Annotated in this window: 9 protein-coding genes and 2 pseudogenes; all 11 read left to right on the top strand. The window is 67.8% G+C overall.

All coding sequences use genetic code 11. The features are described from left to right. Positions 1-9: 9 nt before the first annotated feature. The 11 genes and pseudogenes from ACFPJ1_RS22875 (at position 10) to treZ (ending at position 11,076) form a co-directional block, all read left to right on the top strand. Positions 10-330 (top strand): hypothetical protein, encoded by a 321-nt coding sequence (locus ACFPJ1_RS22875; protein WP_380106824.1) that lies wholly within the window; start codon positions 10-12, stop codon positions 328-330. A 302-nt stretch (positions 331-632) separates the two neighbouring features. Beyond that, positions 633-890 carry a hypothetical protein gene (locus tag ACFPJ1_RS22870; RefSeq protein ID WP_380106822.1) on the top strand — a complete coding sequence of 86 codons (258 nt, stop codon included), beginning with the start codon at positions 633-635 and terminating at the stop codon, positions 888-890. Positions 891-995: 105 nt separating this feature from the next. After that, complete coding sequence (locus ACFPJ1_RS22865) at positions 996-1,190, top strand: hypothetical protein (protein ID WP_380106821.1); 195 nt, start codon at positions 996-998, stop codon at positions 1,188-1,190. Positions 1,191-1,192: 2 nt separating this feature from the next. Beyond that, positions 1,193-1,465 (top strand): annotated as a pseudogene (locus ACFPJ1_RS43340) (golvesin C-terminal-like domain-containing protein); the annotation flags it as partial. A 25-nt stretch (positions 1,466-1,490) separates the two neighbouring features. Beyond that, positions 1,491-1,734, top strand: a pseudogene (locus ACFPJ1_RS22855) (transposase family protein); the annotation flags it as partial. A 179-nt stretch (positions 1,735-1,913) separates the two neighbouring features. After that, positions 1,914-2,927: an RNA polymerase subunit sigma-70 gene (locus ACFPJ1_RS22850; RefSeq protein ID WP_380106820.1), complete on the top strand. Its 1,014-nt coding sequence runs from the start codon at positions 1,914-1,916 to the stop codon at positions 2,925-2,927. Positions 2,928-3,225: 298 nt separating this feature from the next. Next, on the top strand, positions 3,226-3,681 hold the full coding sequence (locus tag ACFPJ1_RS22845) for a DUF6069 family protein (RefSeq protein WP_380106818.1): 456 nt from the start codon (positions 3,226-3,228) through the stop codon (positions 3,679-3,681). 275 nt (positions 3,682-3,956) lie between these two features. Then, entirely contained in the window at positions 3,957-4,679 is a 723-nt protein-coding gene (locus ACFPJ1_RS22840; protein WP_380106816.1) for a hypothetical protein, read from the top strand. 143 nt (positions 4,680-4,822) lie between these two features. Then, the gene (gene glgX / locus ACFPJ1_RS22835) at positions 4,823-6,940 is read left to right on the top strand and encodes a glycogen debranching protein GlgX (RefSeq protein ID WP_380106815.1); all 2,118 of its coding nucleotides are present in this window, start codon (positions 4,823-4,825) and stop codon (positions 6,938-6,940) included. Then, the gene (gene treY, locus ACFPJ1_RS22830) at positions 6,937-9,342 is read left to right on the top strand and encodes a malto-oligosyltrehalose synthase (protein ID WP_380106813.1); all 2,406 of its coding nucleotides are present in this window, start codon (positions 6,937-6,939) and stop codon (positions 9,340-9,342) included. Before glgX ends, treY begins: the two co-directional genes overlap by 4 nt. 3 nt (positions 9,343-9,345) lie before the next feature. Then, the gene (gene treZ / locus ACFPJ1_RS22825) at positions 9,346-11,076 is read left to right on the top strand and encodes a malto-oligosyltrehalose trehalohydrolase (protein ID WP_380106811.1); all 1,731 of its coding nucleotides are present in this window, start codon (positions 9,346-9,348) and stop codon (positions 11,074-11,076) included. Positions 11,077-11,095 lie beyond the last annotated feature (19 nt).

The following is an 11,095-nucleotide window of genomic DNA, read 5'->3' as shown; positions in this document are numbered from 1 at the left end:
GAGGTTCCAATGGGGCTCGACTATGCGTTCTGGAAGTCTGGCCAGGGAACGGTCCGCGAGATCTACGAAGATCTCGGGGACGGCATCTCGGCAAGGCTCGAACCCAGTTCGGATGTTCTGGAGTTTCGGGAGTTCCTGCTCGATTATTGGCCTGACTTGGAAGAGTCGATCGAGCCTTTCGAAAGTGACCCAGATTTCGATCCCGAAGACCTGAAAAAGTATGTAGTCGTCAACATCCATGCGAATGATGTGGCGAAAATGGATCGAGTATGGCAACTGGCTGAACAATACCAACTGGTCGCGTATGATCCTCTTCACACTAGCCAATAGGTTCGGTGTCATCGCAGCAAGGTGTCACACGGCTTCAAGAACACAGCGGGCGGGACTAGGGTCCCGCCCGCTGGCGATACCGCAACGCCGCCGTCGGCTCACCCGGCCTGGGCTACCAACCCAAAGAACTGAAGCAGGCCTCTGGAGGCGCAGAGACTGCTGGGGCCGGCTTTCCGTCGCAGGGGGCGATGAGAGCGCCGAGAATCAGCCGTCACCAGTCCGGTGACGACATGGATCTCCGTGACAGGCTTGCTGACGTGCGTAGACGTCCTCACCTGTATGGCTTGACCACATTCGGCGAGGTGGCTGCATTTGTGACCGGCATGGATGCCGCAACCGAATGGAAATTCCTCGAAGGATTTCGTGAATGGCTAGCTGTGAGGTCAGATCTTGGCGCAAATCTCGCGTGGCAGGTTCTGGTGATCAGAATCGCTTACCCGGGTGAGGTCAACGACTTCTGGGTTGCGGCCTCGCATGGTGAAAGCGGCCGAGCGGTTACCGTTCTCTTCGATGAACTTAATTCGTTCTTGACGGATCGGGAAACGCGCAACGCGGAATAACCTCAGCGAGGCGAGCCAGATCCGACTGAGATAGAGACTGAAGTCAGAGGCCCCGCCGGAAATGCTTGAATCCGGCGGGGCCTCTGGGGCTCGTGACGGCAGTAGTTGACGGCAACGTCAGCGGACGGGGACTGCGCAAAGCGGTGGGGTGTCGCCATCGTCGGGCTGGCCCGGGATCTCGGCGGGGTTGTGATGTGCGCGGCCGAGGAGGTCGATGGCGTCGCGCTGGAGGCGGAGCCGGACGTGGGCGTAGACGGTGGCGGTGACGCCGATGTGGGCGTGGCCGAGGAGTTTCCTTGATCATGACGAGTTCCACTCCCTGCTCCAGGATGGTCGCCGCCGAGTGGCGTAGTCGTGGAACCGGATGTGGCGGTACGAACTACCGGACTCATGCTGCGGCGGCTGGTAGCACGGACAAGCACACGTGGAAGTTGAATGTGCCGGCTGATGGGAAGTACACCGTCTATGTGCGGTACCCGTCGGTGGCGGGTGCGTCGACCGCGGCGCCGTACTCGGTTAGTACTGGCGGTGCCCCTGTTGGCAAGCCGGTGAACCAGACGACGGGCGCCGGCACCTGGGTGAGTCTCGGGGAGTTCACCTTTGCGGAGGCGACAACGGGCTCGGTCACGCTGGCCCCCGCAATCGCTGAACCACCTCGCCGACCTGATCCGCACCCACCGCCACCAGCGACGATCCCGTTGGCGTCGACTCGACCCCGGCAGGCCCTGCTCGCCCTGGCCCACCTGCGCAACGGCGACGCCTCACCCGCCTGGCCGCCGGATTCCAGGTCGGGGTTGCCACCGCCTGGCGCTATATCCGCGAGGCGATCACCTTGCTCGCTGCGCTGCAGCCGCTTCCCGGACGACCGCAATGGTGCAGGTCATCCTCGTTCTCCACCACGTCGAGAACCCGACCTGCTAAGGAGGAAAACGCTCAGCCATGCCGACCGACCCTAGTGATGAGTTGTCGCGCCCGCACCCGTCATACCTACAACCGGACACGACGAGACGGAAGGATGACGAGATGAGTGCGGACACGCGGCTGGAGGAGCTGGGCGTGAGCGATCTGGGCGGGAGCGGGCTGGGCGAGGTCGACGAGTCGGCGTTCTCGGGGCTGGTGGAGCGGCACCGGCGGGAGTTGCACGTGCACTGCTACCGGATGCTCGGGTCGTTCGAGGATGCCGAGGACACCGTGCAGGAGACGTTCCTCCGTGCCTGGCGGCGGCGGGAGACCTTCGAGGGGCGGTCGACGTTCCGGGCCTGGCTGTACCGGATCGCCACCAACGCCTGCCTGGACCTGCTTGCCAAGTGCCGCCCGGAGCCCGCGACCGGCGGCGAGGTGCTGTGGCTGCAGCCCTACCCGGACCGGCTGCTCGAGGAGCTGCCCGCGGGCGATGCGGACGAGCCGGAGACCGTCGCCGTCGCGCGGGAGACGATCGAGCTGGCCTACCTGGTCGCAGTCCAGCACCTCGCGCCGCGCCCGCGGGCCGTGCTGATCCTGCGGGACGTGCTCGGCTGGCCGGCGAAAGATGTCGCGGAGCTCCTCGGGGACTCTGTCAACTCCGTGAACAGCGCGCTGCAGCGGGCCCGCGCCGGTATGCGGGAGCATCTGCCCGCAGAGCGGCAGGACTGGGGCGGCGGCGAGGAGGACGCCGGGACGCGCGAGCTGGTGCGCCGCTATACCGACGCCAGCGTGGCCACGGACATCGACAGGATCGCCGCACTGCTGCGGGACGACGTCCGCTGCTCGATGCCGCCCACGCCTGGCCTGTACGTCGGCCGCGACGCGGTCGTGAACGACTGGGTGGAGAGCGGCTTCGAGGGCATGAAGCACCTGCGCGCCGTCCTCACCTCCGTGAACCGGCAGCCCGCCGTCGCCTTCTACCAATGGCGGGAGCAGGAGGGCGCGTACCTGCCGCTGACGATCGACGTCCTGCGCGTCACCGGCGGGGCGATCACCGAGATCGTCACGTTCCACGACGACCAGTTCCCGCGACTCGGGCTGCCGGAGCGCCTGCTGGCCGACGGCACGGAGTAGTCCCGGTGTGGACGCTCGCGCTGCGCGGTGGCGCGCGTGTCGCGGTGGTCGCTGCGGAGTGGTGCGACGCGTTCGGCGTCGTCACCCACGGGCGGGTGCAACTGGAGCTGCGCAACGGCGAGCCCGGGCCGGTCCTCGGACGCGACGCCGGGTTCTGGCTCCGCGGCACGGGCGTCCGCGCCCTGCGGAACCCCGGCCGTCGCACGGCGAGGGTGCGCATCGTCACCCTCAGGGCCAGGACCGTCACATGCCAGTCAACACACCCCGTACGCCAGCTACCGAATGATGGAGGAACGACATGAACAGGATGAATGACACCGGGGCCGTCGCAGGCCCGGCATCGGGCCAGACCAGCCACACCCACCGGCTCCGCGGGCTCGCCGGCACCGGCGTCATTGCCACGCTCGTAGCGATGGTGGCCACCACCCTCGCCGCTGCGCTTGCCCAGGCCGTTGGCGTCGACTTCGAGGTCCCCGAGGGTGGCGAGACGATCCCGATGTCCGGGTTCGCTGTGGTGACCGGCTTCTTCTCGGTCGTGGGCATCGTCATTGCCGTCGCTCTTCTTCGTTGGAGCGCTCGCCCCGCCAAGCGATTCGTGTGGACGGCAGTGTCGCTGACCGCGATCTCGTTGGTCGCGCCCCTCCTCGCCGGGGCAAACACCGCCACCACCATCGCCCTCCTCGCGCTACACCTCGTCGCTGCGACGGTGATGATCCCCACCCTGGCGCAGAGCCTCCGCAGCCGGACCGATTGACGATCCCGCAACGGACAACGCGCCGCCGCGCAAGGCCGTGCGCGAGCGCACTAACGTGGCCCCGGTGCTGCCACTCTCCATTCCAGGTTCCTTTCTTGGTCAATTCGACGGCGAGCCGTGGTCAGACGAGGAAGTCGCGCAGTGCGCGAACTTGCCCAGGGCAACACACCGGGGGGTGTGATGAGCGTGAAGCTGGGGCTGTGGATGGTCACCTGCCCCGAGACCCGCAGTCTGAAAGGCTGACCTCCATGACCGACCCATCGGATCCGCAGGCTTTGGACGAGGCGCTGGACCGCCTGACCAGCACCTTCCGCGGGATGACCGCTCGTGCCGACGAGATCCAGTGCGAATGCCACTGGGGCAGCGAGGAGGAATTGGCCAGCCTCAAGGTTCCCGACGTCGAGCTGGACCCTGACCTGCTCCGCCGTACGATGTGGGCCCCGGACTGGGACGACCAAGCGTCCATACTGCGCCGGGTCCTGCCCCAGCTCGCCGCCGCAATGGTCGATGGTGGCGTCGACGATTACGACCTGTCACATCTGGGCGAGTCGATCGGCAGGGCGCACTGGCAGCAATGGCCGACCGATCAAGCAGCAGCAGTTCGTACCTTTCTGGAGGCGTGGTGGGCGCACTGTCTCACCTCAGCCGTCGCTCCGCCGGCCCACGAAGCGTTTGCCCTCTGCACTGAGGCGGCGGGCAGAGTCAACCCTTGGCTCGCGATCTGGGAGACGCTCGACCACCCCCTGGCCACCCGGCGTCTCGCCGAGTTGGTCAATGAGTGGGGCCTCACCCTGCTGTCAGACGACCTGCCCTGGCCAACCATTGACCGCGAGGAAGAAAAGCTCCGCGACCTGACCAACTGGCTGCTCACCCACGCCCCGAGGCGCTTGGCCGGTCACGATCGCCTGCTCAACATCCTCAACCGACTAGCAATAGCAGGCCCCGCTCGCTGGGACGGACCCGATTGGCCGTTCCCCGCTTCCGGCTGGAAGATCTGACCAGCGCGTTTGCGCCAGCGCAGTACTCCGTCATCCGGTAAGAGGCGTTCGAGGGGCGCGAAGGGGTCACTGGTGGGTTAACTTGCGGGGGCAAAAGGCCCCGGTGTTCTTCGGGTGGGGGTAGGGGTGGGTACCGTCGTCGAGTGCAGAAATGGCCTGGTCGTCCTTATCCACTCGGAGCTACGTATGACGGCTCCGGTACGAACTTTGCGGTGTTCTCGGAGGTTGCTGAGCGTGTTGACCTGGCGCTGATCGGTGATGACGGGTCTGAGCAACTGGTCCAGCTGACCGAGGTGGACGGGTTCGTGTGGCACGCGTACCTGCCGGCGGTGCAGCCCGGGCAGCGGTACGGGTACCGCGTGCACGGGCCGTACAACCCCGCCGAGGGGCACCGATGCAATCCGTCCAAGCTGCTGCTGGACCCGTACGCGAAGGCCATCGACGGGCAGGTGGACGGCGACGAGTCGCTGTTCAGCTACCGGTTCGACAAGCCCACCGAGCCGAACACGATGGACAACCGCGAGCACACCATGCTCTCGGTCGTCACCAACCCGTTCTTCGACTGGGGCAACGACCGCCCGCCGGGTCACGCGTACCACGAGACGGTGATCTACGAGGCGCACGTCAAGGGCCTGACCAAGACCCACCCGGGGCTGCCGGAGGAGATCCGCGGCACGTACGCCGGGATCGGGCACCCGGCGATCATCGAGCACCTCAAGGAGCTCGGGGTGACCGCGATCGAGCTGATGCCGGTGCACCAGTTCGCCCAGGACGGGCACCTGCAGGAGCGGAACCTGTCGAACTACTGGGGCTACAACACGATCGGCTTCTTCTCCCCGCACAACGCCTACTCGTCGCTGGGTGGCCGGGGCCAGCAGGTGACCGAGTTCAAGACGATGGTCCAGGCGCTGCACGAGGCCGACATCGAGGTGATCCTCGACGTCGTCTACAACCACACCGCCGAGGGCAACGAGTTCGGCCCGACGCTGTCGTTCAAGGGCATCGACAACGCGGCCTACTACCGGCTGGTGGACTCGAACAAGACGCACTACTACGACACCACCGGCACCGGGAACAGCCTGCTGATGCGGCACCCGCACGTGCTGCAGCTGATCATGGACTCGCTGCGCTACTGGGTCACCGAGATGCACGTGGACGGGTTCCGGTTCGACCTGGCGTCCACGCTGGCCCGCCAGTTCCATGAGGTGGACCGGCTGTCGGCGTTCTTCGACCTGGTCCAGCAGGACCCGGTCGTCAGCCAGGTGAAGCTGATCGCCGAGCCGTGGGACGTCGGCGACGGCGGCTACCAGGTGGGCAACTTCCCGCCGCTGTGGACCGAGTGGAACGGCAAGTACCGCGACACCGTGCGCGACTTCTGGCGTGGCGAGAAGTACACGCTGGCCGAGTTCGGCTCCCGGCTGACCGGCTCGTCGGACCTGTACCGCGACGACAGCCGCCGCCCGCTGGCGAGCATCAACTTCGTCACCGCGCACGACGGCTTCACCCTGCGCGACCTGGTCTCCTACAACGAGAAGCACAACGAGGCCAACGGCGAGGGCGGCAACGACGGCGAGAGCCACAACCGCTCCTGGAACTGCGGTGCCGAGGGTGAGACCGATGATCCCGCCGTGCGCGCGCTGCGGTCCAAGCAGCAGCGCAACTTCCTGGCCACCTTGCTGATCTCGCAGGGTGTCCCGATGCTCGCCCACGGCGACGAACTCGGCCGCACGCAGAGCGGCAACAACAACGTCTACTGCCAGGACAACGAGCTCGCCTGGGTGAACTGGGACCTCACGGAGGAGCAGCAGGACCTGCTGGAGTTCACCGGCGACCTGGTCCGGCTGCGCAACGAGCACCCGGTACTGCGGCGCCGCCGGTTCTTCCACGGCGACACAGGGATCGACGGACTGGGCGATCTGGTCTGGTTCACCCCCGACGGCCAGGAGATGCAGGACAGCGACTGGAGCCGGGACGACGCCCGCGCGGTGGCCGTGTTCCTCAACGGTGACGCCATCTCGGAGCCGGACCCGCGCGGAGAGCCGGTCGTGGACGACTCGTTCATGATCCTGCTGAACAGCAACTACGAGCCGCAGGACTTCCTGCTGCCCACCAAGGAGTACGGCGACGCGTGGACGGTGGTGGTGGATACCATCAGGCCGACCGGTCGTGTCAACGAGGAGGACCACCCCGCGGGGAGCACCATCCGGATCGAGGCCCACGGCATGCTGGTCCTGACCCGCCCCCGTCAGGCGACCGGATGACCGCGGTCCCGCAGGCGACGTACCGGCTGCAACTGCATGCCGGGTTCGGGTTCGACGACGCCGCCGAGGTCGTCTCGTACCTGCACAGCCTGGGGGTCTCGCACGCCTACCTGTCCCCGATCCTGCAGGCCGCACCCGGTTCCACCCACGGGTACGACGTGGTCGACCACAGCAGGTTGTCGCAGGCGGCCGGCGGGCGTCCCGCCTTCGGGCGGCTCGCCGCGAAGCTCGCGGATCACCGGATGGGCGCGATCGCGGACGTAGTACCGAACCATGTCGCGGTGCCGACGCCCGCACGGCTCAACAAGGCGCTGTGGTCCGTACTGCGGGACGGGCCGAGCTCGCCTTATGCGGAGTGGTTCGACGTCGACTGGGGCGCGGGGAACCAGCCGCTGCTGATGGCGGTGCTCGGCCACCGCATCGGCAAGGTGCTCGCGGACGGTGAGCTGTCGGTCGACGGCGACGTGCTGCGGTACTACGACCACGAGTTCCCGCTGCGACCCGGCACGGAGAACCTGCCGATCGCGGAACTCGTCACCGAGCAGTGGTACCGCCTGGCGCACTGGCGGGTCGCCGACGAGGAGCTGAACTACCGGCGCTTCTTCGACGTCGACACGCTGGCCGCTGTCCGGGTGGAGAACCAGGAGGTCTTCGAGGCCACCCACGCGTTGCTGTTCTCCTTGCTGCACGAGGGAAAGCTCAACGGGTTCCGCATCGACCACCCGGACGGTCTGGCCGATCCGCGCGGCTACCTGCGCCGGCTGGCCGAGCGCACTGGTGGTGCCTGGGTCGTGGTGGAGAAGATCCTCGAGGGCGAGGAGGAGCTGCCCTCCGACTGGCCCTGCGCCGGCACCACGGGGTACGACGCTCTCCTGCGCGTCGGCGGCCTCTTCGTCGACCCGTCGGGGGCAGCGCCGCTGTCGGCGTTCCATTCGGAGCTCACCGGCGAGCCGGCCGACTTCGCTCCGGTGGTAGAGCAGGCCAAGCGCGAGGTGGTGAAGCACGGCCAGTACGCCGAGGTCCACCGGCTCGTGGAGCTCCTGGCCCGGATCTGCCAGGACGACGTGCGGCTGCGCGACCACACCCGCCGGGCCTTCCACGAGGTGGTCGTCGAGCTGCTGGTGAACTTCGACCGGTACCGCGCTTACGTAGTACCGGGTGAGCCGCCGGACCACACCGCGGTGATGGCGATGGAGCACGCCACCGAGCTGGCCCGGCGCCACCTGGACGAGGAACTGCAGGACACCCTCGAACTGGTCCGGGACCTCCTGCTCGGCCGCGAAGCCGGTACTGCGAGCCGGATCGACGAGGACGCGCGGCACGAGCTGATCGTGCGGTTCCAGCAGACCTGCGGCCCGGTGATGGCGAAGGGGATCGAGGACACCGCCTTCTACCGGTGGTTCCGGCTCACCGCGCTCAATGAGGTCGGCGGCGACCCGGAGCACTTCGGGGTATCGCCGGAGGAGTTCCACGCCTACGCGGCCCGGCTGAACGATCGCTGGCCGCGCACCATGACCACGCTGTCCACGCACGACACCAAGCGCTCCGAGGACGTGCGGGCCCGGCTGGCCGTCTTGTCGGAACAGCCGGGAGCCTGGACTGAGGCCGTCCGGCACTGGCGCTCGCTGTCCGCGGACTACCGGGACACTGCGCTCGACGGCAGCACGGAGTACCTGCTGTGGCAGACGCTGTTCGGCACCTGGGACCACGGCCCGCTCGCCGAGGACCGGCTGCAGGCCTACCTGCAGAAGGCGATCCGCGAGGCGAAGCGGCACACCAGTTGGACCTCGCCGGACGCCGAGTACGAGGAGTCCGTCGCCGCCTTCGCGACCGCAGTACTGGCCGACGAGGCCCTGCTGGACTCTGTACGCCGGTTCGCCGCCGCGCAGACGGAGTTCGTCCGGGCGGCGACGCTCGGGCAGAAGCTCGTCCAGCTGACGATGCCGGGTGTTCCGGACGTCTACCAGGGCAGCGAGTTCGTCGACCTGTCACTTGTGGACCCGGACAACCGGCGGCCGGTGGACTACCTGCGACGGCTCGAGCGGCTGACCCGGCTGGACGACGGCGCCAACCCGGACGGGTTGTCGGACGAGAAGCTGCTGGTGACGTCGAGGGCTCTGCGGTTGCGTCGGCAGCAACCCGAGGCCTTCGCCGGGAGCTACACGCCGCTGCCGACCTCCAGCGGCCACGCTGTCGCCTTTGCCCGGGGAGACTCGGTGGTGACGATCGCGACCCGGCTGCCGGTGGCGCTGCATCGCCTGGGTGGCTGGGGTGACAGCACGGTCGTGCTGCCCGAGGGTGAGTGGCGGGACGTGTTGACCGGCCGGTCCGTGGGTAGTGGAGCGGCCCGGATCCACGACCTGCTCGCGGATCTCCCAGTCGCACTGCTGACCAGGAGTTGATGGATGCACACCTTCACCGTCTGGGCACCCGCCGCTTCTGCTGTCTCGCTGGTGTTGCGCAGCGGGGCTCTGAAGATGGCGGACACCGACGACGGCGGGTGGTGGGAGCTCGAGGTGCCCAAAGCCGGGCACGGGACGGACTACGCGTTCTCCGTCGACGGCAGCGAGCCGATGCCCGATCCGAGGAGCCCGTGGCAGCCGGACGGCGTACACGGGTTCAGCAGGGTCTTCGACACCGGTCTGCATGAGTGGAGTGACGCCGACTGGGCCGGCCGGGATGCGCGCGGTTCGGTGTTCTACGAGCTGCACATCGGCACGTTCACTCCCGAAGGCACGCTCGAAGCCGCCGCCGGTCACCTGGACTACTTGGTCGCGCTGGGCGTCGAGATGGTGTCGCTGATGCCGGTCGCGGCGTTCCCCGGTCGCCACGGCTGGGGGTACGACGGCGTGGACCTCTACGCGGTGCACGAGTCCTACGGCGGGCCGGAAGCCCTGCAGCGGTTCGTGGATCAGTGCCACTCGGTGGGACTCGCGGTGTGCCTGGACGTGGTCTACAACCACCTCGGCCCGAGCGGGAACTACCTGGGCTCCTTCGGTCCTTACTTCACCTCCCGGCACACCACGCCGTGGGGCCCGGCGGTGAACCTGGACGACACCGGCAGCGACGAGGTCCGCCGGTGGATCTGCGACAACACTCTGCGCTGGTTCCGGGACTTCCACCTCGACGCGTTGCGCCTGGACGCGGTACACGCGCTGGCTGATGACAGCCCGAAGCACCTGCTGGCTCAGCTGTCCGAGGAGACCGCTGCGCTGTCGGCTTCGCTCGGGCGGCCGTTGGGGTTGGTGGCCGAGTCGGATCTGAACGACCCGCGCATGGTCGAGCCGGTGGCCGAGGGCGGGCTCGGGATGACCGCGCAGTGGAGCGACGACTTCCATCATGCGCTGCACACCCTGCTGACCGGGGAGCGAGCCGGGTACTACGTGGACTTCGGCGAGCCGGCGGTCTTCGCGAAGACGCTGCGCGAGGTGTTCCTGCACGACGGCTCGTACTCGACCTTCCGCGGCAAGGACTGGGGCCGGCCGGTGGATCCAGGGCGGCATCGCGGCGGCGAGTTCCTCGTCTACACCTCGAACCATGACCAGGTCGGCAACCGGGCGCTCGGCGACCGGCCGCACCTCACCCCCGGCCAGTTGGCGATCGGCGCCGCGCTGGTGCTCACCTCGCCGTACACGCCGATGCTGTTCATGGGCGAGGAGTGGGGAGCTTCCACGCCCTGGCGGTACTTCACGGATCACGACGAGCCCGAACTGGCCGAGGCCGTCCGGACCGGTCGTCGCCGCGAGTTCGCGGCGTACGGGTGGGACGCCGAGGACATCCCCGACCCGCAGGACCCGGCGACCTGGCAGAGCTCGGTGCTGGACTGGGCCGAGCTGGACGAGCCGCCGCATCGCGAACTGCTCGCCTGGTACCGCGATCTGCTGGCGCTGCGGGCTCGGAGCGATGACCTGCGGGACGACCGCTTGGGGTCGGCGGAGATCTCGTACGACGAGGCCGGCTCATGGTTGGTGATCCGCCGGGGATCGCTGCGAGTGGTGGTGAACCTCGATCCGGGCGAGCTTTTGGTGCCGCTGGACGGCGTACCGGCGTACCAGGTGATGGCGTTCGGCGCGGCCGAGATCGTCACCGAGGGTGTCCGAATTGCCGGGCACGGGGTGGGTGTTTTCGCCGCCTGAGTTCTTCCGCGCTGTGAAG

Origin of the sequence: Kribbella qitaiheensis (assembly GCF_042657745.1) — a bacterium.
GTDB classification, from domain to species: Bacteria; Actinomycetota; Actinomycetes; order Propionibacteriales; family Kribbellaceae; genus Kribbella; species Kribbella qitaiheensis.
Note: the sequence above shows the minus strand (reverse complement) of the source record. Positions and strands in the feature narration are given on the sequence as shown.

Coding starts and splice junctions, on each gene's coding strand:
- ACFPJ1_RS22875 (WP_380106824.1), top strand. CDS start 10: ATGGGGCTCGACTATGCGTTCTGGAAGTCTGGCCAGGGAACGGTCCGC.
- ACFPJ1_RS22850 (WP_380106820.1), top strand. CDS start 1,914: ATGAGTGCGGACACGCGGCTGGAGGAGCTGGGCGTGAGCGATCTGGGC.
- ACFPJ1_RS22845 (WP_380106818.1), top strand. CDS start 3,226: ATGAACAGGATGAATGACACCGGGGCCGTCGCAGGCCCGGCATCGGGC.
- treY (WP_380106813.1), top strand. CDS start 6,937: ATGACCGCGGTCCCGCAGGCGACGTACCGGCTGCAACTGCATGCCGGG.
- treZ (WP_380106811.1), top strand. CDS start 9,346: ATGCACACCTTCACCGTCTGGGCACCCGCCGCTTCTGCTGTCTCGCTG.